Below are 21,359 nucleotides of genomic sequence, written 5' to 3'. Positions count from 1 at the left end.
GGCGGTGCCCCACCCGCGACCCTCAGCGCACGACGAGAGCCAGCGCCGACACGACGGTCGCCGCGAGCACGGCCTGGTCGAAGCGGGTCTGGCTGAGGCGACGCGCGGTGTGCAGGCCGATCCACGTGCCGAGCAGCACGAGCGGCGCGAGCGCGAGGGTGCGCCACAGCGTCTCGCCGTCGAAGAGGCCGAGACCGAGGCTGAAGGGCACCTTGCAGAGGTTGACGCCGAAGAAGAAGAGTGCCGCCGTGCCGAGGAAGCGACGCTTCTCGACCCCCTGCGCGACGAGGTAGAGGGTCATGACGGGTCCGGCCGCATTCGCCGTCATCGTCGCGAAGCCCGCGGCCACGCCGGTGCCAATGGCGGCGGGGCGGGACTCGCCGATGCGGGTCGTGTCGGGTGAGCGCCACCGCAGGAGCAGCTGCATCGCCGCGAGCACGAGCAGCAGCACACCGATGCACCGCCGCAGAGTCGTGTCGTCGACCCACGCGAGGAAGAGCGCGCCGAGCGCGAGGCCGGGCAGCACCGCCGGGATGAGCCGTCGCAGCATGACGAGGTCGGCATCGCGGCGGTAGTGCCAGACCGCGACGACGTCACCGATGAGCAGGAGCAGGAGGATCGCCGCGGTCGACTCCTTCGTCGGCAGCACGAGGGCGAAGATCGCGATGGCGATGCTGCCGACGCCGCCGATGGCGGTCTTGGCAAACCCCACGAGCACGGCTGCCACCCCGAGCAGCAGCACCGTCGTGAGGGTCATGACCGCGAGGGTATGCCGCGCGCCCGGCTCGTCGACCGGCGTGCTCGGCGGGTGGTCGACCGGCTCTCCGGTCGGACGTTCCGTCAGACTCCGAGCGAGGCCCCCAGCTTGCCGAGCAGGCGCGCGAGGGTGGCCTGTTCGGCGGCGGTGAGCGGCTCGAGGAGGCGCGCCTCGTTGGCGAGGTGCTCCGGCACGGCGCGATCGGTCAGCTCGAGGCCGGCCGGGGTCAGCGCGACGATGCGGCTGCGGCGGTCGCCACCGGAGACGCGCCGCTCGACGAGGCCCGCCGCCTCGAGCCGGTCGAGCCGCTTCGTCACGGCGCCCGAGGTCACCATCGTCTGATCGACGAGGTCGCTCGGCGTCAGCTCGTAGGGCGGCCCACCTCGTCGCAGCGTCGCGAGCACGTCGAAGTCGCCCTCGCCGAGGCCGTGCGCGCCGTAGACCCGCACGAGCTCCGCTGTCAGCGCGAGCCCGACCCGGTGCAACCGGCCGATGACGAGGATCGGCGACGCGTCGAGGTCGGGGCGCTCGCGGGCCCACTGGTCGACGACGTGCTGGACGTGGTCGTGGAGGGGCTCGGAGCTCATGGGCTGGACTCTATCTTCCATGGAAGGTAAATTGTCTTCCGTGGAAGACAATCGAGCTGGCTGGGGCACCCTCGCCCTCACTGCAGTTCCCGCGGCCGTGTGGGGCTCGACGTATGCCGTGACGCAGCTCTGGCTGCCACCGGGCCGCCCGCTCTTCGCCGCGACGCTCCGTGCGTTGCCCGTCGGCCTGCTCATGCTCCTCTGGCTGCGCCGTCTGCCGCGCGGCGACTGGTGGTGGCGCTCGCTCGTCCTCGGCAGTCTCAACATCGGCTTCTTCTACGCCCTGCTCTTCTTCGCGGCCTACCGGCTGCCGAGCGGTCTCGGTGCCACCCTCGTGGCGACCGCCCCGATGGTGACGATGGCCGTGGCGTGGATCGTCATCGGCGACCGTCCCGCCCGGATCTCGTTGGCGGCCAGCGTGGTCGGGCTCTTCGGGGTCGGACTGCTCGTCCTCCAGAACGGACTCGACCGTCCGCTCGACGTCCTCGGCCTCGCCGCCGGCCTGCTCGCCGTCGTGCTCTCCTCGTGCGGCTTCGTCCTCACGAAGAAGTGGACCCCGCCCGTCGACGTCGTCACGGCGACCGCGTGGCAGCTCGTCGCGGGCGGCGCCGTGCTCGTGCCCATCGCGCTCCTCGTCGAGGGCGCGCCTCCGGCCCTCGACCTGCCGGCGGTCGGTGCCCTCGCCTACCTCGGTCTCGCCGGCAGCGGCCTCGCCTACGTCCTCTGGTTCCGGGGCCTGCGCATCCTCGGGCCGACGGCTGCCTCGATCATCGGGCTCGTCAACCCTGTCGTCGGAGTGCTGCTCGGCGTGGCCCTGCTCGGCGAGTCGTTCGGCGCGGTGCACCTCGTCGCCATGGTCCTCATCGTCGGCAGCGTGCTGGCGGCCCAGGAGCCGGTCCGCGACTGGGCCGCCTCGGTCAGGCGTCCCCGTCCGGCGCGAGCACGGGCCTCGACGCGAGAGCAGGTTCGGGTAAGGGTGGAGACATGAGCGACGGCACAGCGAACGGCACCGACTCCTCCCGCGGCACCGGCCCCTCCGGCGGCATGGACCGCACCTTTGACGTCATCGTCATCGGGCTCGGCCCCGGTGGCGAGCACGTCGCCGGCAGCCTCGCCGAGCGCGGCCTGCGGGTGCTCGCCCTCGACGACCGCCTCGTCGGCGGCGAGTGCCCCTACTGGGGCTGCATCCCCTCGAAGATGATGATCCGGGCCGCCGACGCCCTCGCCGAGGCCCGCCGCGTCGACGGTCTGGCGGGCACCGTCGGCGAGGTCACGCCGGACTGGAGCGTCGTCGCCAGGCGCATCCGCGACGAGGCCACCGACGACTGGGACGACCAGGTCGCCGTCGACCGCCTCGTCGGCAAGGGGGCGACCTTCGTGCGCGGACGCGGCGTCATCGAGGGCTCCGGCCGGGTGGCCGTCGACGGAACGACCTACACCGCGACGACCGGCATCGTCGTCAACACCGGCACCACCGCCGCGGTCCCACCCATCGAGGGCCTCGCGGACACCCCGTACTGGACGAACCACGAGATCATCGAGGCCACCGAGCTGCCCGCGTCGATCATCGTGCTCGGCGGCGGGGCCATCGGCTGCGAGCTGAGCCAGGTGATGGCGCGCTTCGGGGTCGACGTCACCGTCGTCGAGGCCGCAGACCGGCTGCTCGCCCTCGAGGAGCCCGAGGCGTCCACGGTCCTCGCGTCGACGTTCGAGTCCGAGGGCATCACGGTGCGCCAGGGTGTGGGCGCCGAGAAGGTCGTGCACGACGGCCACACCTTCACCGTGACACTCGCCGACGGCTCGGTGATCTCGGCAGAGCGGCTGCTCGTCGCCACCGGTCGCCGGGCAGACCTGCGCGCCGTCGGCCTGCACCGCGTCGGCGTCGCCGAGGACGCCCGCACCGTCCCCGTCGACGACCGTTGCCGCGTCACCGGCGGGGTCTGGGCCGTCGGCGACATCACCGGCAAGGGCGCCTTCACGCACGTCTCGATGTATCAGGCCGGCATCGTCATCCGCGACGTGCTGGGCGACGACGGCCCGCCGGCGTCGTATGCCGCCCTGCCCCGCGTCACGTTCACCGACCCCGAGGTCGGCTCCGTGGGCCTCACCGAGAAGCAGGCGCGCGAGCAGCTGGCCAATGTCCAGGTCGGCGTGACCCCGATCGGCGAGACGACCCGAGGCTGGATCGCCAAGGCCGACGGGCTCATCAAGCTCGTCGCCGACGCCGACCGTGGCGTCCTCGTCGGCGCCACGACGATGGGCCCGGCCGGCGGCGAAGTGCTCGGGGCGCTCGCCGTCGCGGTCCACGCCGAGGTGCCGCTCGAGCGGCTCCGCTCGATGATCTACGCCTACCCGACCCTCCACCGCGGCATCGAGGACGCCCTCGGCCGCCTCGCCTGAGCACGCCCGCGGGCGGTGGGCCCAGCCCCGTCGCCAGCCGTTGGTATGCCGTTCGCCCGCCGGACGGCATACCTCGGCTGTGTCGTCGGCGGGCCAGATAGCGTTGCCGCATGGCACAGCGACTCCTCGCGCTCGACCTCGACGGCACGACCCTCAACCACATGGGGGAGCTCTCGCCTGCGGTGCGTGACGCGATCGCGGCACTGCCGGAGGAGGTGGCGGTCGTCGTCGCGACCGGCCGCTCGATCATCGCGACGACGCCGATCCTCGAGGCGCTCGGGCTGCGGAAGGGCTACTTCGTCTGCTCCAACGGGGCCCTGACGCTCGAGCTCGACCCGAGCGCCGAGCTCGGCTACTCCGTCATCGACATGGTGACCTTCGACCCGCGTCCGGTGCTCGAGAAGCTGCGGGTCGAGCTGCCCGACGCGCTCATCGCCGTCGAGGAGCCGGGCATCGGCTTCAAGGTGAGCCGGCACTTCCCCGACGGCGAGCTCATGGGCCACTCCCGCGAGGTCGACTGGGACGAGCTCGTCGCGCACCCCGTCACCCGTGTCACGCTGCGCCAGCCCGAGTCGAGCGCCGAGGACTTCATGGAGCTCGTCGAGCGTGCCGGTCTGCACGAGGTGTCCTACGCCGTGGGGTGGTCGGCGTGGCTCGACATCAACCCCGAGGGCGTCTCCAAGGCGAGCGCGCTCGAGCTCGTGCGCCGGCACCTGCAGGTCGAGCCGGTCCACACCATCGCGTGCGGCGACCAGCGCAACGACCTCGAGATGCTGCACTGGGCGGCGTGGGGCGTCGCGATGGGCAACGCCCCTGACCAGGTCAAGGCGATCGCCGACGAGGTCACCGGGCACGTCGACGACGACGGCCTCGTGCCGATCGTCGAGGCGGTCTCCGAGGCGGTGCGGGCTGGCGTGCCGTTCCGCGACGGAGTGCCCTCGGCCGCGACCGCACGGCTCGAGCTCTAGCCCGCCACACGGCATACCCTGTCGGAGGAGGGAGGGCCCGTGCCGATCGTCTACATCCATGGCGTCGCGGTGCGCGACGAGGACGAGGTGCTGGCCAGGGCCATCCGTCAGTTCGGCGAGGTCCCGTGGACGACCATCGAGCAGCACCTGCGGACGCACGTCGCGCCTGCCATCTCGGACGACCCCGGCGGGGTGCCGGTCATGCGCGCCTACTGGGGCGATCTCGGGGCCCGGTTCGCTTGGGGCGGAAGGTCGCTCGTGTCCCGTCCGGAGGACCTGCGCGACGACGCGGCCGACGTCGTCGACGAGGCCGCCGAGCGCCTCGCCGACAACCCGAGTGGGAGCGGCGAGGCCGGCGAGACCGGCGGCACCGGCGGCAAGCCGGGGTTGCGCGAGCGTGGGGTCCGTCGACTGCGGTCGACGGCCACGGCGATCCGCAGGCCGCTCGAGGACTTCGTGCCCATCTTCATCGGCGACGTCATGACCTACGTCGTCGGCCGCGGCACGTCCGACGCGCCCGGGCCGATCATCACGCGCGTCCTCGACCAGCTCGACGCAGCTGCGTTCGCGGCGGCGAGCCGGCAGGAGCCGCTCGTCGTGCTCACGCACAGCATGGGCGGGCAGATCGTCTATGACCTCGTGACCCACTTCCTGCCGCGCATGCCGGAACACCGCGGGATCCGCATCGACTACTGGTGCGCGGCCGCGTCGCAGGTGGGTCTCTTCGAGGAGCTCGGCCTGTTCATCGAGAGCGACCCGACGTGCGGGGCCGAGACGGGGCGCATGGCGCAGCACCCGTCGAGCGACCACCTCGGGGGCTGGTGGAACGTCTGGGACCATGCCGACCTGCTGAGCTTCCGCGCCGCCGGCATCATCGAGGGCGTCGACGACTCGCCGTTCTTTGCGAGCGGGTCCCTCGCCACCGACCACTACCGCTATCTCGCGAACCCCGACTTCTACCGGGCGCTGGCCGAGCGGGTGGCTGCGAGCCTGCAAGAGGATCGGTAGGCGTGTCGAGATGGGCCTGCGCCGATCGACGTGGTGGTGAGCGAGGCCACGAGGGCAGCGCCGCACGAAGGAGACCCACATGCGCTTCATGATCATCGTCCCCGCCACCGCCCGCTCCGAGGCCGGCGGCCTGCCCACCGAGGCCGAGCTCGCCGCCATGACCGACTACAACGAGGAGCTCCTGCGTGCCGGAGTCCTCGTCGGCGGCGAGGGGCTCCACCCGACGAGTCGCGGCGCCCGCTTCGACTTCGGCCCCGACGGCGAGGTGACCGTCACCGACGGGCCGTTCGCCGAGGCCAAGGAGCTCATCGCCGGCTTCACGCTCATCGACGTCAGCTCGCGCGACGAGGCCGTGGAGTGGGTGAGGAAGTGGCCGCGCATCGGCGGCGAGGAGGGCTTCGCGCTCGAGCTGCGGCAGGTCTTCGCCGCCGAGGACTTCGGTGCGGAGCTCACGCCGGAGCTGCAGGAGCGCGAGGCGCAGATGCGCGCGGCGACCGGCGCCACCGCCCCCCAGTCCTGAACCGGGCACCCACGACCCACCCAACTCACAATCGAAAGAGCAGTCCGTCGGCGCCCAGCGTCCCCAAGCAATCGAAAGAGCAGTTCGTCGCCGTCGAGCGGGTCCGCGCGGTCTTGTGCGAGGGCGACGAACCGCTCTTTCGATCGTTGCTCAAGGCGCGCACGGGGACGGAATGCTCTTTTGATTGCGTTCTCGGTTTCGGGGCCTGACGCCGGCTCGTGCAAGAGTGGGCGCGTGCCACCCACCACCCCCGCCCACGACGTCGAGAGCGTGCGCCGCACCGTCGAGGCCGTCTGGCGCATGGAGGCCGCCAAGGTCACAGCGGTCGTCGCGCGTGTCGTCGGCGACGTCGGCCTTGCCGAGGACCTCGCGCAGGACGCCTTCGTCCAGGCGCTCGAGCAGTGGCCGCGCGACGGGGTGCCCGACAAGCCCGGCGCCTGGCTCACCTCGACGGCGCGGCGCCGCGCCATCGACCGCATCCGCCGTGACGTCAACCTCGCGAGCAAGCTGCAGCAAGTGGGTCACGCGGAGGAGCTGCGGGCGGCCGACACCGCCGAGGCCGACTTCGACGCCGCCCTCGCCGACATCGACGACGACGTGCTCGGGCTGATCTTCGCTGCGTGCCACCCCGTGCTCACGCCACAGGCGCGAATCTCCCTGACGCTGAGGATGATCGGTGGCCTCACGACGCGCGAGATCGCTCGTGCCTTCCTCACGTCCGAGGCGACCATCGGGCAGCGCATCTCTCGCGCGAAGCGCACGCTGAGCCAGGACGGTGTGACGATCGAGATCCCCTCGGGCGCCGAGCTCGCGCCGCGGCTCGCGTCCGTGCTCGAGGTCGTCTACCTCATCTTCAACGAGGGGTATGCCGCGACATCGGGCCGGGACTGGGTGCGCGGTGACCTCATGGAGGAGGCCATCCGGCTCGGCCGCAAGCTCGCAGCGCTCGCTCCGCGCGAGCCCGAGGTGCACGGACTGCTCGCGCTCATGGAGATCCAGGCCTCGCGCACCCGCGCGCGCATCGGGCGCGACGGCGAGCCGGTGCTCCTCCTCGACCAGGACCGGACGCGCTGGGACTGGTCACTCATCCGCCACGCGCTCGCCGCTCTCGACCACGCGACCTCGCCGGACGGCATGCGTCCCGGGACCCCGCCGGGGCCGTACGTGTTGCAGGCAGCCATCGCCGCATGCCATGCGCGGGCCCGCACCGCCGATCAGACCGACTGGCCGATGATCGTGCGGCTCTATGAGCAGCTCGGCGCGCTGCGACCCTCACCGGTCATCGACCTCAACCGCGCTGTCGCGCTGTCGTATGCCGTGGGGCCGGCAGCCGCGCTCGAGGTCGTCGACGAGCTGGTCGGGTCGGGCGCCCTCGACGACTACCACCTGTTGCCGAGCGTGCGCGGCGACCTGCTCGAGCGCTTGGGCCGCGACGGCGAGGCCCGATCGGAGTTCGCTCGAGCTGCCGCGATGACACAGAACGAGGCGGAGCGCGCGCTGCTCGGGCGGCGGGCGGCGGGCGGTGGTGGGGCGCACGGCGACACGGCCGAGGGCGACGCCGGCGGGGCGGGCGACCCCTCAGCCTGAGCAATGGGCCTGCGGCCGTGGCGGATCAGGGCTACCGTCGAATCGCCCTGCACTGTCATGGAGGGAGCGGGCACGTGGCTGAACCTGTGAAGGGTCCGTTCGAGGCGGCATACGCCCGCGGCATCGTCAACGAGCTGCCGCCGCCGACGCGACGGCGCCGAGCGCTCGCTGCGCCCTTCGCGCTGCACGGTGGCGTCATCACACCGAGCGGCGCGTGGAGCAGCGGCTACGTCACGGTGGCCGCGGGTGAGATCACCCGGGTGGCGAAGACCAAGCCGACCGACGTGCGCGTGCTCGAGACCGACGGGGTCATCCTGCCCGGGCTGCTCGACCTGCACGGGCACCCGGAGTTCAACGTCTTCTCCGCGTGGGAGCCGCCGAAGCTCTACCCGAATCGCTATGCGTGGCGACGGTCCAAGCCCTACCAAGCCCTCGTGCGGGACCCGCAGAACGTGCTCCTGACCCAGGTGTCGCCGAAGACGCAGACCCGGTACGCCGAGGTGCGGGCCCTCGTCGGTGGCGTGACCGGCATCCAGGGAGCGTCGGGGGCGAGCACCGCGTCGTCGGAGCCGCTCGTGCGCAACCTCGACCAGTGGGCCTTCGGGGCGCACCGGGCACGGTCGATGGTCGACCTGCCGTCGGGCACCTTCGGGCTGCCGAGCTTCCAGGCCGTGATGAAGCGGATCACCGCCGGTGACGTCAACGCCTTCTACCTGCACCTGTCGGAGGGGCGGCGCGGAGATGACGTGAGCGCCAAGGAGTTCCAGCGCTTCCTCGACCTCGGCGGCGCCACACCGGTGACGAACATCATCCACGGCAGCGCCCTGAGCGCCGACGACCTGCACACCGTCGCTGGCCTCGGGTGCCGGCTCGTGTGGTCACCGCAGTCCAACCTGCGCCTCTACGGTGAGACGACCCTCGCCGGGGAGGCCATCGCCGCAGGGATGCCCGTGGCCCTGGGCGCCGACTGGCTGCCCTCGGGTTCGACGAGTCTCCTCGCGGAGATGAAGGTCGCGCGGCGAGAGCTCGCTCGGCAGGGTCGCCCGATCGCGGCTGCCGATCTCGTAGCGATGGTCACCTCCGTGGCCGCCCGAGTGGCCGGGCTGGACGAGCACCTCGGCTCGATCGCGGTGGGCAGGCCGGCGGATCTCGTTGTGCTGGAACGGCATCACGCCGATGCCTACGAGAACGTGTGCCTCGCCGACCCGTCCTGGGTCGAGCTCGTCTGCATCGGCGGTGACGTCACCTACGCCCGTGCCGACTGGTTCGGTGAGCTCTCGGCGTCTGCCACGTCGTCGACGATCGAGGACCTCACTGCCTGGGGCAAGCCGATGCGGCTCGACACCGGCTTCCAGGGCGGTGCCGACGTGCCGTCGCTCTCAGCGGTGCGCACCCAGCTGACCGGCGCCTACCCCGCGGTGGGTCCGATCTTCGCCTGAACCTTCAGCGGGTTTCACGAGAACCTTGACGGGGCAGTCACATCGGGCGATATCGTGTCGCTGCTCGACGTACTCGAGGTTTCCGGCAACGGGGGTCATGCCAACGTGAGGTCCGGGGTGAGGGCACAGCCTCACCTCTCGCAGAGACAGAGGATCGACATGAGCCGTGACAGCAAGGAGCCGTCGGCTCCCAAGGGAGTCGCCCGTCGCACCGTGGCGAAGGGGATGGCCTGGTCGGTGCCGGCCGTCGCGGTCGCGGCCGCCGCGCCAGTCCTGGCTGCCTCCGGCGCTCCGCCGACCCCGGCCGTCGGCACGGCGTGCAAGCTGCCGGGCAACAGTGCCCAGGGATGCGCCGACGTCTTCGCCGGACTGCCCGGGCTCGACCCGAACAAGGCCTTTGCCATCCCCCTGCTCATCACGAACAACACGAACAAGCCGATCGTCCTCAAGCCGAGCATCACGATCACCTCGTCGGGGCTTCCCTTCACGGTCGTCGGCATCATCCCGACGTACTGCACCCCCATCGCCCCCGGCGCGTCGGTCAAGGTCATCGTCTATGCCAACTCCGACTCCAGTGCGAACCAGTCGGTCACGCTGGGCTTCACCATCCCGTGGGGGCACGACTGCGACGACGTCGACCACGCCCCGATCGTCATCAACGGCGTCGTGGTGAGCGCGTTCCCGCCGTGCTCGAGCCGGACCCCGTTCCCGACCGGGGCGCCGACCTGCGACCCGCCCTTCTACCAGACCACCTGACGGCACTGGGCCTGAGGCAGGAGCGGCCCACCAGGGGTTGCCCGACGGAGCCACCGTCAGCTCGTGGCGCTCGGCGAGGGCTTCGGCGCGGCGGCAACGTGCACGACGACGCGCGCCGTCGGTGACGATGCGCCGACGCCCGTGACGAGGGCCTTGCTGCCGACCGTGACCGCCCCGATCGTCGATGCCGTTGCCCTGGTGCCCTTGCCTGACCCCGCGACGCGTTCGCGCACCGTGGTGTCGGGGGTGACGGCAAAGGTCATCGAGACGCCGTCCTTGGCCTTGACCGTGATCGAGGTGGCCGAGACGGCGGTGACGTCACCGCGAATCGCCTGATGGGTGACTGGCCCCTGCTGGCTCTCGGTCACCCAGGTGGCGTGCAGCGCCCGAAGGAGCCGAGCCCGCAGCCCTCGTCGGTCTGCGCCGCTCGGTGCCTCCCCGGCTGCCGGGGTCTCGGCGGCGGCGTTCACGAGGTCGATGGTGTCGGAGCCGGAGGCCTGCTGTGCCGAGACCTCGTGGCTGGCTGGTGCGGAGGCCGCTGCGGCATCGGTCTTGGAGCATGCCCCGAGGGCAAGAGTGCTGAGCCCGAGGATCACGGCAACGGAGGCAGCGGACGTGCGCCGGGTGGTGTGGTTCGTCATGTCCTCAGACTCCCGCGCTGAGGTCAAGGCCCGGCCAGCATCATGTTCGGATCACATTCGGCTGACGATCGACAGAGCAGTCCGTCGCCCGCGCACGACACCCCCGAGGCCAATCGAAAGAGCAGTCCGTCGCCCTCTGCGCGCCCGCGTCGGAGGACGCGGGACGAGGCGACGGACTGCTCTTTCGATTGGCCTTGAGGGTCAGCGCTCCTCGACGAGCGCCTCCTGCTCGACCTCGTGATCGCGCCCCGCCGCGCCGCTGTCGGGGTGGCCCTCGATGGCCCGGTCGCGCTCACGCCGGTTCGCGGCGAGGCTCGTCAGGGTGACGACGACGAGGATGCCGACGATGACGCCGAGCGAGGCGAGCGTCGGGATCTCGGGCACGGCCGGCCACACGGTGTGGGCCCAGTGCAGCACGAGCTTGACGCCGATGAAGCCGAGGATGAGCGCCAGGCCGTGGCCGAGGTGGACGAGCGAGCTGAGCGCGTTCTCGAGGACGAAGTAAAGGGCGCGCAGGCCGAGCAGCGCGAAGGCGTTCGTCGCGAAGACGAGGTAGGGGTCGCCGGTGATGCCGTAGACGGCGGGCACGGAGTCGATCGCGAAGACGATGTCGGTGCCGAGGATGGCGATCACGACGACGGCGAGCGGGGTGAGCCAGCGCTTGCCGTCTCGCTTGACGCTGAGGCTCGTGCCCTCGTAGCCGTCGGTGACGGGGTAGAAGCGCTTGATGAACCGGACGCTGCGGATCGAGCCGACGTCGATGGTGTGGTCCTCGTCGGAGAGCGCGTCGCGGCCGACCTTGATCGCCGTGACGAGCAGGATCGCCCCGAAGAGCAGGAAGGTCCACGAGAAGGTCGCGATCATCTGGGCGCCGAGCGCGATGAAGATGCCGCGGAGGATGAGAGCGCCGGCGACGCCGATGAGCAGCACGCGCTGGCGCAGCTCGCGCGGCACGGCGAAGGACGAGAGCAGGATGATGAAGACGAAGAGATTGTCGACCGACAGCGACTTCTCGACGAGGTAGCCGGTGTAGTACTCGAGCCCCTGCTGCGAGCCGTACTGCGACCAGAGGTACACCCCGAAGGCGAGCGGGATGGCGATGTAGAACGCCGACCAGCCCACCGCCTCGCGCATGCTCGGGTCGTGCGGCTTTCGCGTGATGAGGAAGTCGACGACGAACAACGCGATGACGCCGACAATGGTGACGATCCAGAGCGTCGGGGTGCCGATCGACTCCGTGGTCGAGACGGATGCGAGCATGAGGTCTCCTCAGAACGATGTCTGAGGTCTCCTTCATCGGCTCTCGCCGACCCCGCACCGAGGCGGCCGTCGGGCCGCCGGACTGACCGGAACGGGCGTGGGAAGTACTCCCCTCGGGATGCATTGTAGGGAATGGGAGCCACGCGCCAAAATCCCGCTGTCCACCCTTGGCTACCCCGCCACCCCCCGCGCCACCGCGGTATGCCGCGTGGCCCGGCCCCGCGGCATACCGCAGCGGGCGCGTGGTCAGTCGGAGAGCAGGAAGGCCACGTAGCGGTCGGCGCCCATCTGGAGGTAGAGGGCCATCGCGCACGGCAGGCCCTTCTCCTGGCGGGCGAGCGGGGGTGCGACGACCGCGAGCACCGGCTTGCCGACGACGGGCAGCGGCGGCACGGTGGCGACGGTGCGCAACGTTCGGTCGACGTCCTTGATGGCCCAGAGGCTGCCCGCGCGCGACTCGACCTCGGCTCGCGTCAGGAGGACGGGCGACGGCGACGCGACGTAGGTGCGGTCGCAGAACGAGATGCGCTGCGGGGTCTGCCACCACGTGCCGTAGGCCCGGTGGTAGGCCACGCTGGCGGCTCCGATGACCCCGAGGACAAGGGCAACGGCGGCCAGGGCTCCGACGGCGCGACGCCCCCGGCTCGGCGTCCGGTCCCGGTCGGGTGGGGTCCCCAGCACGGTCACGAATCTAGTACATGCCGCACGGGGGCCCGGACGGCGCCGATCGGCAGGGGTGTCAGCTCGACTGGTCGCGGTAGCGCCGCGACTGCTCCGCATGGGCCCGCACGGTCGCCGCCGGCACGGGCTGGGCACCCTGCGTCCAGTCGGCGGGGTTCGCGGCATACATCGTGCCGTAGGCAGCGGTGTCGCGCTGGGTGCGCCAGCCCTCAGAGAGGGGGCCGAGGTCGACGGTGTCGTAGCCGATGGAGTCGAGCGCCTCGGAGACGACCTGCTTCGCCTCGGCGTCGTCGCCGGCGATCGCGAGCGCGCTGCGCAGCGGGTCGCCGGTCGGGCGTCCGAGCACCGCGAGGTGGCCGTAGAAGATGTTGTTGAAGGCCTTGACGACCTTCGACTCGGGCAGGTGCGCCTGGAGCAGCTCGGAGGTCGTCGTCGACTCGTCGTCGAGCGCGGCGATCTGGCCGTCGCGCTGCGGGTAGTAGTTCATCGTGTCGATGACGACCTTGCCGCGCAGCGGCTCCACGGGCACGTCGGTGTAGCTCTTGAGCGGGATGGTCACGACGACGATGTCACCGGCCGCCGCTGCCTCGTCGGCCGTCGCGGCGCGGGCCTGAGGGCCGAGCTCGGCGACGAGGTCGGCGAGGGTCTCCGGCCCACGGCTGTTGCTCATGACGACGTCGTGCCCGGCGAGCACCGCGAGCTTCGCGACCGTGCTGCCGATGTTCCCGCTTCCGATGAATCCCCAGGTGGTCATGGCGGGGACAACCGCGAGACCGGTCCGGTCATTCCGCGTCCCCGCTCGGGAGCCACAGCGTGAACCGGGCGCCGCCCTCGGGAGCGTGGCCCGCCTCGACGGTGCCGCCCAGCAGCGCGGCGAGGCGGCCGACGATGGCGAGCCCCAGGCCCGTGCCCACGGGTCGCAGGCCGCGGTAGCGATCGTGGAGGACGGAGGGCTCGAACGCGACGGGGATGTCGGCGTCGGTGAGCCCGGGCCCGCCGTCGCGGACCTCGATGACGAAGCCGGACCCGAGGGGGGCGGTTGTCTCCGGGTCCGGCTGCGGCCGCCCGGCTCGGATCTCGACGACGATCGGGCGCCCGGAGGGGGTCACCCGCAGGGCGTTCTCGAGCAGCCCGTCGACGAGCTGGCGAACGCGCGCGGGGTCCGTGCTGAGAGGGGCCCGGTCGACGGTCGTCACGACGGTGAACGGCACCCCGACGGTGGCGCAGCGCTTGCCCCACACCGACTCGACCTCACGGCCGAGGGTGACGAGATCGGTGTCGCGGGCGACCAGGCGGGGCTGCTCAGCCCTCAGCCGTGCCAGGTCGAGGAGGTCGCCGACGAGCCGCTCGAGGCGGCGCGCCTCGGTGAGCACGACACCCCCGACCCGGGCCGTCTCGTCGGCCGGCACGACGCCGCTCGCCAACGACTCCGCGTAGCCGCTGATGCCGGTGAGGGGGGTGCGCAGGTCGTGCGAGACCGAGAGCAGGAAGTCGCGCTGCCGCCCCTCGGACCGGGCCAGGGAGCCGGACAGGGTGTTGAGAGCGCTCGCGACCTCGGCCACCTCGGTGGGGCCCTCGACCGGCACGGCGATGTCTCGACGGCCCTCCGCCAAGGAGTGCGCGGCGTCCGCGGTGCGCAGCAGCGGACGCGCGAGTCGCCGTGCCATCGCTGCGCTCACGGCGATGGCGACGGCCGCCGCGATACCGAGCGCGAGGAGCACCCGGCGCACGAGCTTGTCGGAGTCGGCGGTGGCGTCCGACCGCCGTTGCACGAGGATGATGCCGCCCGCGTCGGTTGGCCGGCCCTCGACGAGCACTGTGCCACCAGCGATCTCGTCGCGTGCCGAGACCGGTCGTCCGGCGAGCAGGGCCTGCTGACGAGCCGGAGTCAGGGCCTGACGCGCGAGGGGGCTGGTCGACGCGATGACGCCGCGCTGCGTGACGCTGGCCGACTCGACGCCGAGCCCGCCGAGGGTGCGGACGGCGCGATTCTGGCTGACCCGGGCGGCCTCGCCCGCATCAGCCCGCACCGCGGCCGCATCGGCGATGCGCGACAGCGTGCGCCGGGCGGAGTCCTCCGCGGACGACCGGGTCAGCCCCACGGCGAGCAGCCCGGCGAGCAGAGCCGTCAACACGGCGATGCCCACGGCGAGCAGCGTGATCCGGCCGGACAGCGACGCGCGCCACGACCGGCCGCCCAGCCGCCTCGGTGCGGGATCGGGTGCGGGATCGGGGGCGGGCCCCGAGCCACGTGGAGGGGCCGGGACGCCGGAGGCGCCGGAGGCGCTCGGGACGTCAGGCGCGGGCGTCATCATGAGCCCGCCGACGCTGGGCCGGTGGTGGCAGGGGCGCTCCGCTCGGCGGCATACCCGACCGAGCGCACGGTGCGGATGGGGCTCGCGGCGCCGAGCTTGGCTCGCACCTGGGCGACGTGGACGTCGACGGTGCGGCCTCCCGCGGTGGAGGCGTAGCCCCAGACATCGCTGAGCAGCTGCTCGCGCGTGAACACGATGCCGGGGCGTCGCATGAGATGCGCCAGGAGATCGAACTCGGTTGCCGTCAGGGCGATCTCGGCTCCGTCAACGCGCACCTCGTGGCTCGCCAGGTCGACGGTGAGGGCGCCGTGGCGCAGCAGGTCGGGGGCGGTGCCCTCGCCGCGTGTGCGGCGCAGCACGCTGGAGACGCGCGCGACGAGCTCGCGTGGCGAGAAGGGCTTCGTCAGGTAGTCATCGGCCCCGAGCTCGAGGCCGAGAATGCGGTCGACCTCGTCGTCGCGCGCCGTCACGAAGAGCACCGGCGTCCAGTCTCCGTCGGCCCTCAGCCGACGGCACACCTCGATGCCGTCGAGCGTCGGCAGCCCGATGTCGAGGACGATCGCGCTCGGCCGCAGCGTGCGGGTCGCGTGGAGGGCCTCGCCGCCGTCGTCGACGACCTCGACCCCATAGCCGGCCGCACGCAGGTTGAGCCGCAGCACGTCGGCGATGGCGGGCTCGTCCTCGACGACGAGCACGAGACCGCGCTGCGTGCTGGCCGCGGGTGGGTCGGAGGGCACGCTCGAAGCGTAGTGAGCGGTCGCCGCGGCCGTGTCACGTCCGTGTCAGGATCGCGTTCGGGCGGGGTCGGTCGTCTCCGGCTCGCGGCGACGGCCACGCACGACCCACGTCACGATGCCCGCTCCGAGCACGGCCACGATGACGGCGAGGCCCCACCATGAGCCGGCCTCGGCGGCGATCCAGGCCTGGACGACGGCCAGCCCGATCGTCGCGTAGATGGCGGCCCACGCCGCCGAGCCCACGACGGCGGCGGGGACGTAGAAGCGCAGCGGCATCCGCATCACCCCGGCCGTGAGGTGCACGGCCGTCTGGATGCCGATGGTCAGGTAGGACAGCGTCACGGCGAGCGGACCGAGGCTGCGCAGGAGCGACTCGGCGCGTCGCGTCAGCTCGCCGTGCGCCCCGCGGTAGCGCCGCCAGCCCGCCACGGCGCCCCGGCCGACCCAGTAGGTGGCGTTGGAGCGCGCCATGACGATGACGAAGAGGGCGGCGAACGCCTGCCAGAAGGGCAGCGCGGCCAGCCTGTCGAGCATGACCACACCCTAATCGGGCAGCGACAGGCCACCACCGGTGTCCACGCTCCTGCCCGTGCCCGTGCCCGTGCGCCGCGACTGCCCCGGGTGTCAGCCCGTCCCGAAGTCGATCTCGAACGCCGGCTTCACGTCTCCCGTGCGACCCGGGGCCTCGGACCACGTCCAGTACTCGTTGGTGTGGGCGATGACCTGCTCCGGCGAGACCGGAACACCCCACTGGCGCAGGTCCTCCGTGGTGTGGGCGTCGGCGACGAGGGTGGTGTCGTAGCCGCGCACGAACGCCCCGTGGAGCGTGGAGCGGATGCAGGCATCGGTCTGGGCGCCGGTGACGACGAGTCGTCCGACCCCGCGCTCGGCGAGGACCGACTCGAGGTCGGTGTCCTCGAAGGAGTCGCCGTAGCGCTTGTGGACGAGCGGCTCGGACTCGGCCGGGCTCAGCTCGGGGACGAGCTGCCAGCCGTCGGTGCCGACGGCCATGTTGTCGTCGGAGTGCTGCACCCAGATGACCGGCACCTGCTCGTTGCGGGCCTTGTCGACCAAGGCGGCGATGCGGCCGAGGACGCCGTCGCGGTCCCAGGCGTCAGCCACGACCTGCTGCTGCGCGTCGACGACGATCAGTGCGGTGTGGGGTCGTCCTTCGAGGGTGGTCATGCTGCCTCCAGGTCTCAGGCGTCCGTTGCGTCGACGCTACGCCGCCGCACCGACACGCGGTGCTCTGCGCGTCTGCCGTTGTGCTCCGCCGCCCCGGGGCCCGGGATGGGATGCTGGGCCTGCCATGACGAACCCCATCCCGTTCGGCCGCGAGCTCGTCATCAGCTCGACCGCCAACCCGCGCCTCAAGGCGATCCTCGCCCTGCGCCGTCGCCGCACCCGCGAGGAGACCGGCCAGACGCTCGTCGAGGGCTACGAGGAGATCGGTCTCGCCCTCTCGGCCGGCGTGAGACCGGCCACGGTCTACGTCTGCGAGCAGCTCTTCAGCCCGGCCGGGCGCGCCGGCTCGCAGGACATCGGCCACCAGTCCGACCTGCTGGCTCGCCTGCGCGACGACCGGGTCGAGGTCGTGCACCTCAGCCGCCAGGTCTTCGAGAAGGCGTCCTACCGCGAGGGGCCAGATGGGCTGCTCGCGGTGGTCGACGAGGTCGACCGGCCCCTCGCTGACCTTCGGGTCGAGGGCCCTGACCACCTCACCCTGCTCAGCCAGGGCGTCGAGAAGCCCGGCAACCTCGGAGCCATGCTCCGCACCGCCGACGCTGCCGGTGTCGACGCCGTCGTCGCGGCCGACCCGGTCACCGACTGGGGCAACCCCAACGTCGTTCGCGCGAGCAAGGGCACGGTCTTCGCGCTGCCCGTTGCCAGCGCGACGACGGCCGAGGCGCTCGCGTGGCTCGCCGCCAACGACGTGCGGCTCGTCGTCACGACCCCGGAGACCGACCTGCTGCACACCGACGTCGACTACACGGGTCGGGTCGCGATCGCGGTGGGCAGCGAGAAGCACGGCGCCGACCAGACCCTGCTCGATGCCGCCACCCATCGCGTGCGGATTCCGATGCACGGCAAGGCCAACAGCCTCAACGTCGCCGCGTCGGCAGCCATCGTGCTCTACGAGGCCGTGAGGCAGCGCTCCCGCTGACCCGTGTCACCGGGCCGGACGGCATACCCCGTGGCGGGGAGTGGGCGAGCGGATCGGGCCGGGGGAGGGGTGGTCAAGAGCACCCCTTGGCGTGTGTCACGATGTTCTGTATGCGAGTTGACCATGTCTCCTATGCAGCAGAGGCCGGGGGCCTCAAGGCCACGGCCGAGCGACTGTCCGAGCTGATCGGGGTCGAGCCGGTCAACGGCGGCGTCCATCCGCGATTCGGCACACGCAACGTCATCTTCCCGTTGGCGAAGGACCACTACCTCGAGGTCGTCGAGGTGCTCGACCACCCGGCGTCTGACAAGGCGCCCTTCGGTCAGGCCGTGCGCGCCGCGTCCGAGGCCGGCGGCGGCTGGCTCGGGTGGGTCGTCGCAGTCGACGACATCCGCAAGGTCGAGCAGCGCCTCGGCCGCGAGTCGGTCGTCGGCAACCGGCACCGTCCCGACGGCACCGAGCTCAAGTGGCGCCAGCTCGGCATCAAGGGGCTCATGGCCGACCCCCAGGTGCCCTACTTCATCGAGTGGGACGACATGACCGTGCACCCGTCCGCGGGCGCCGACACGTCGGTCCGCATCGACAACCTCCAGATCGCCGGTGACCCCAAGCGCGTGCGCGAGTGGCTCGGCCCCGACGACAACTTCGACAAGGGCGGCATCGACTTCACCTTCGTCGCGCCGCACGGCACGCCCGGGCTGCTCTCCGTCACGTTCGACACCCCCAGCGGCAAGGTCACCATCTGACCCGCCCGTCAGCTCGCACGCCAACGGCGGTCACCCCTTGAGGGTGGCCGCCGTTCGTCGTCCGATCGAAAGAGCAATCCGTCGCCCTTGACGATGGAGAGTCACCCGAGCGCGTGACCGGCGACGGATTGCTCTTTCGATCGGGTGGGCTGGTCAGCGGCCGAAGCGCTTGAGGCGCAGGGAGTTGCTGACGACGAGGACCGACGAGAGCGCCATCGTCGCGCCGGCGATCATCGGGTTGAGCAGGCCGAAGGCGGCCAGCGGGATCGCGGCGGTGTTGTAGCCGAAGGCCCACGCGAGGTTCTGCTTGATGATGCGCAGGGTCTGCCGCGACAGGGCGATCGCGTCTGCGACGGCGTCGAGGTCGGCCCGCACGAGCACGATGTCGGCGGAGTCCATCGCGACGTCGGTGCCGGAGCCCATGGCGAGGCCGAGGTCGGCCTGCGCGAGCGCGGCCGCGTCGTTGACGCCGTCGCCGACCATGGCGACGACCCGGCCCGCCCCCTGCAGCTCCGTGACGACGCGGTGCTTGTCGGCCGGCAGCACGTCGGCGCGCACGTGGTCGGCCGCGATGCCCACCTGCTCCGCGACGCTGCGGGCGTTGGCCGCGCTGTCACCGGTCAGCAGGTAGGGCGTCAGGCCGAGCTCGCGCAGCCGCGCGATGGCGGCCCGGGACGACTCGCGCACCGTGTCCTCCACCGTGAGGGCGGCCTGGGCCTCGCCGTCCCAGCCGACGAAGACGGTCGTGCCGGCGTTGGCCGCGGCGTGCTTGAGCAGCTCGGGGTCGACCCGGTCGAAGAGCGCGGCCTTGCCGACGACGACCTCGGTGTCCTTGATGCGGGCCGTCGCACCCTCGCCAGGGTTCGTCGTGAAGTCGCGGATGCGCGGCAGCGTCAGTTTCGCCTCCTGGGCCCCGGCGACGACCGCCCGCGCGATCGGGTGCTCGCTGCCCTGCTCGACGGCTGCCGCCGCGGTCAGTGCTGCCACCTTGGACAGGCGCCCGCGCACCGCGATGCTGCGCAGCCGCAGCTGGCCGGTCGTCACGGTGCCGGTCTTGTCGAGCACGACGGTGTCGACGCGGCGGGTGTCCTCGAGGACCTGCGGGCCCTTGATGAGGGTGCCGAGCTGGGCGCCGCGGCCCGTGCCGACGAGCAGGGCCGTCGGCGTGGCGAGCCCGAGCGCGCAGGGGCAGGCGATGATGAGCACCGTCACGGCCACGGCGATGGCCTGACCGAGGTCATGGCCGGTCGCGAGCCACGCGATGAAGGTCACGAGAGCGATGACGAGCACGACGGGCACGAAGACGGCCGACACCCGGTCGGCGAGACGCTGGACGTCGGCCTTGCCGGTCTGTGCCGTCTCGACGAGGCGCTGGATGCCCGCGAGCATCGTGTCGGCGCCGACCTTGCGGGCCTCGACGACGAGCCGGCCCGTCGTGTTGATCGAGCCCCCCATGACGTCGTCTCCCGGCGAGACGTCGACGGGTGTCGACTCCCCGGTCACGAGGCTCGCGTCGACCGCGCTCGAGCCGTCGAGCACGACGCCGTCGGTGGCGACCTTCTCGCCGGGCCGCACGATGAACTGGTCTCCGACGACGAGCTGCGCGACCGGGATGCGGGACTCGCTCGTGATGCGCGACTGCGGGTCGATGCGCAGCACCGCGACGTCCTTGGCGCCGAGGTCGAGCAGCGACCGCAGCGCGTCCTTGCCGGAGTCCTTGGCGCGCGCCTCGAGGAACCGGCCGGTGAGCAGGAAGGTCGTGACGACGGCCGCGACCTCGAAGTAGAGGTGGGGGCCGCCCGCGATCAGCTCGACGACGGAGTAGCCCCAGGCCGCGAGCACTCCGATCGACACGAGGGTGTCCATCGTCGAGGCGAGGTGGCGGGCGTTGACCGCCGCAGCCCGGTGGAACGGCCAGGCGCACCAGAAGACGACCGGCGTCGCGAGCAGGAATTGCAGCCAGGGGCTCGCCGCGAACGTCGGGAGCACCATGGCGAGCAGGAAGACCGGCACGGTGAGGGCCGCCGCGACGACGAGCCGCGGCTTGATGACGTCCTGCGCGGGGGTGTGCTCGAGGTGGTCCTCCGAGGAGGCGACCGCGCTGGGCGCACCGCCACCGCCGTGAGCACCGGCGCCCTGTGCGCCACCACCGTGGGGGCCGGCGGCCTTGTGGTCCCCGTGACCGGGACCGCTGGGTCCGGCGGGCTGCTGCCCGGCCGCGTGCCGCGACCTCAGCTTGTCGAGGAGCACGCCCGCTCCGGGGAGCTCGCCGGACGGCATACCGGGGGCGGGTGCGGCCGGGGAGGCGGGCGCGGGTGCGGCGCCGATGACGCTGGCGCCATAGCCCGTCTTCTCGACCTCGGCGACGATCTGGGCGACCGTCACCGGCGCCGAGAAGGAGACGAACGCCTTCTCCGTCGCGAGGTTGACGGTCGCCGAGTCGATGCCCGGGACCTTGCCGAGCTTGCGCTCGATGCGGGCCGAGCACGAGGCACAGGTCATGCCGGTGATGGCCAGCCGGACCTGCTCCGGCGTGCCCTCGGTGACCGTGGCCTCGGGGGAGGTCATCGGACCGCGTAGCCCGCCTCGGCGACGGCAGCCTCGACGGCAACCGGGTCGAGCGGGGCCGTGCTGGTGATGGTGACGCCGGACTCCTCACCGGGGTGGAGGTCGACGTCGACCCCGGTCACGCCGGGCAGCTCTGAGAGCTCCTCGGTGACCGAGGCGACGCAGTGGCCGCAGGTCATGCCCGTGACGGCGATCTGGGTGGTGTGGCTGTCGTTCATGGTTCTC

22 protein-coding genes are annotated in these 21,359 nt (G+C 72.0%); 10 read left to right on the top strand and 12 right to left on the bottom strand.

What is annotated here, in order from left to right; genetic code table 11:
• Positions 1 to 22 precede the first annotated feature (22 nt).
• Positions 23 to 757, bottom strand: coding sequence for a sulfite exporter TauE/SafE family protein (locus tag FBY41_RS05940; RefSeq protein WP_141842406.1), 735 nt, complete (start codon positions 755 to 757; stop codon positions 23 to 25).
• A gap of 83 nt (positions 758 to 840) precedes the next feature.
• Positions 841 to 1,344, bottom strand: a complete 504-nt coding sequence (locus tag FBY41_RS05935; RefSeq protein WP_141842405.1) for a MarR family winged helix-turn-helix transcriptional regulator — start codon at positions 1,342 to 1,344, stop codon at positions 841 to 843.
• Positions 1,345 to 1,384: 40 nt separating this feature from the next.
• Between FBY41_RS05935 and FBY41_RS05930 the strand changes: the two genes are divergently transcribed.
• From FBY41_RS05930 to FBY41_RS05895, 8 genes are all read left to right on the top strand, one after another.
• Positions 1,385 to 2,332 (top strand): EamA family transporter, encoded by a 948-nt coding sequence (locus tag FBY41_RS05930; protein WP_260439578.1) that lies wholly within the window; start codon positions 1,385 to 1,387, stop codon positions 2,330 to 2,332.
• Positions 2,329 to 3,744, top strand: coding sequence for a dihydrolipoyl dehydrogenase family protein (locus FBY41_RS05925; protein ID WP_260439577.1), 1,416 nt, complete (start codon positions 2,329 to 2,331; stop codon positions 3,742 to 3,744). Before FBY41_RS05930 ends, FBY41_RS05925 begins: the two co-directional genes overlap by 4 nt.
• 110 nt (positions 3,745 to 3,854) lie before the next feature.
• Entirely contained in the window at positions 3,855 to 4,712 is an 858-nt protein-coding gene (locus FBY41_RS05920) for an HAD family hydrolase (RefSeq protein WP_141842403.1), read from the top strand.
• Positions 4,713 to 4,751: 39 nt separating this feature from the next.
• Positions 4,752 to 5,720, top strand: a complete 969-nt coding sequence (locus FBY41_RS23320) for a hypothetical protein (protein WP_185748909.1) — start codon at positions 4,752 to 4,754, stop codon at positions 5,718 to 5,720.
• A 79-nt stretch (positions 5,721 to 5,799) separates the two neighbouring features.
• Positions 5,800 to 6,240: a YciI family protein gene (locus FBY41_RS05910; protein WP_141842402.1), complete on the top strand. Its 441-nt coding sequence runs from the start codon at positions 5,800 to 5,802 to the stop codon at positions 6,238 to 6,240.
• A 300-nt stretch (positions 6,241 to 6,540) separates the two neighbouring features.
• Positions 6,541 to 7,827, top strand: coding sequence for an RNA polymerase sigma factor (locus FBY41_RS05905; protein WP_141843201.1), 1,287 nt, complete (start codon positions 6,541 to 6,543; stop codon positions 7,825 to 7,827).
• 74 nt (positions 7,828 to 7,901) lie between these two features.
• Positions 7,902 to 9,266, top strand: a complete 1,365-nt coding sequence (locus FBY41_RS05900; RefSeq protein WP_141842401.1) for an amidohydrolase family protein — start codon at positions 7,902 to 7,904, stop codon at positions 9,264 to 9,266.
• Positions 9,267 to 9,425: 159 nt separating this feature from the next.
• Complete coding sequence (locus FBY41_RS05895) at positions 9,426 to 10,022, top strand: hypothetical protein (RefSeq protein ID WP_141842400.1); 597 nt, start codon at positions 9,426 to 9,428, stop codon at positions 10,020 to 10,022.
• A gap of 56 nt (positions 10,023 to 10,078) precedes the next feature.
• Here the strand turns inward: FBY41_RS05895 and FBY41_RS05890 are convergent, their stop codons facing one another.
• The 8 genes from FBY41_RS05890 to FBY41_RS05855 form a co-directional block, all read right to left on the bottom strand.
• Complete coding sequence (locus FBY41_RS05890; protein WP_141842399.1) at positions 10,079 to 10,663, bottom strand: hypothetical protein; 585 nt, start codon at positions 10,661 to 10,663, stop codon at positions 10,079 to 10,081.
• 201 nt (positions 10,664 to 10,864) lie between these two features.
• A complete protein-coding gene (locus FBY41_RS05885; RefSeq protein WP_141842398.1) occupies positions 10,865 to 11,923 on the bottom strand; it encodes a TerC/Alx family metal homeostasis membrane protein in 1,059 nt (352 codons plus the stop codon).
• Between the two features lie 246 nt (positions 11,924 to 12,169).
• Complete coding sequence (locus FBY41_RS05880; protein WP_141842397.1) at positions 12,170 to 12,604, bottom strand: hypothetical protein; 435 nt, start codon at positions 12,602 to 12,604, stop codon at positions 12,170 to 12,172.
• Positions 12,605 to 12,662: 58 nt separating this feature from the next.
• The gene (locus FBY41_RS05875; protein ID WP_141842396.1) at positions 12,663 to 13,358 is read right to left on the bottom strand and encodes an NADPH-dependent F420 reductase; all 696 of its coding nucleotides are present in this window, start codon (positions 13,356 to 13,358) and stop codon (positions 12,663 to 12,665) included.
• A 28-nt stretch (positions 13,359 to 13,386) separates the two neighbouring features.
• Positions 13,387 to 14,916, bottom strand: a complete 1,530-nt coding sequence (locus FBY41_RS05870; RefSeq protein ID WP_141842395.1) for a HAMP domain-containing sensor histidine kinase — start codon at positions 14,914 to 14,916, stop codon at positions 13,387 to 13,389.
• The gene (locus FBY41_RS05865) at positions 14,916 to 15,656 is read right to left on the bottom strand and encodes a response regulator transcription factor (protein ID WP_141842394.1); all 741 of its coding nucleotides are present in this window, start codon (positions 15,654 to 15,656) and stop codon (positions 14,916 to 14,918) included. The genes FBY41_RS05870 and FBY41_RS05865 overlap by 1 nt, the downstream gene beginning before the upstream one ends.
• A 45-nt stretch (positions 15,657 to 15,701) precedes the next feature.
• Positions 15,702 to 16,190 (bottom strand): DedA family protein, encoded by a 489-nt coding sequence (locus FBY41_RS05860; protein ID WP_141842393.1) that lies wholly within the window; start codon positions 16,188 to 16,190, stop codon positions 15,702 to 15,704.
• 90 nt (positions 16,191 to 16,280) lie between these two features.
• Positions 16,281 to 16,841, bottom strand: a complete 561-nt coding sequence (locus FBY41_RS05855) for a cysteine hydrolase family protein (protein WP_141842392.1) — start codon at positions 16,839 to 16,841, stop codon at positions 16,281 to 16,283.
• Between the two features lie 124 nt (positions 16,842 to 16,965).
• On the opposite strand from FBY41_RS05855, the gene FBY41_RS05850 reads away from it, so the two are divergent.
• Positions 16,966 to 17,820: a TrmH family RNA methyltransferase gene (locus FBY41_RS05850; protein ID WP_141842391.1), complete on the top strand. Its 855-nt coding sequence runs from the start codon at positions 16,966 to 16,968 to the stop codon at positions 17,818 to 17,820.
• A gap of 110 nt (positions 17,821 to 17,930) precedes the next feature.
• Positions 17,931 to 18,566 carry a VOC family protein gene (locus FBY41_RS05845; RefSeq protein WP_141842390.1) on the top strand — a complete coding sequence of 212 codons (636 nt, stop codon included), beginning with the start codon at positions 17,931 to 17,933 and terminating at the stop codon, positions 18,564 to 18,566.
• A gap of 153 nt (positions 18,567 to 18,719) precedes the next feature.
• Here the strand turns inward: FBY41_RS05845 and FBY41_RS05840 are convergent, their stop codons facing one another.
• Together FBY41_RS05840 and FBY41_RS05835 are read right to left on the bottom strand one after the other, a co-directional pair.
• Positions 18,720 to 21,134, bottom strand: coding sequence for a heavy metal translocating P-type ATPase (locus FBY41_RS05840; RefSeq protein ID WP_141842389.1), 2,415 nt, complete (start codon positions 21,132 to 21,134; stop codon positions 18,720 to 18,722).
• Complete coding sequence (locus tag FBY41_RS05835) at positions 21,131 to 21,352, bottom strand: heavy-metal-associated domain-containing protein (RefSeq protein WP_141842388.1); 222 nt, start codon at positions 21,350 to 21,352, stop codon at positions 21,131 to 21,133. The genes FBY41_RS05840 and FBY41_RS05835 overlap by 4 nt, the downstream gene beginning before the upstream one ends.
• Between the last annotated feature and the right edge of the window lie 7 nt (positions 21,353 to 21,359).

It is taken from the genome of Humibacillus xanthopallidus, assembly GCF_006716675.1.
Lineage (GTDB): Bacteria > Actinomycetota > Actinomycetes > Actinomycetales > Dermatophilaceae > Humibacillus > Humibacillus xanthopallidus_B.
This window is presented reverse-complemented; position numbering and strand designations above follow the sequence as displayed.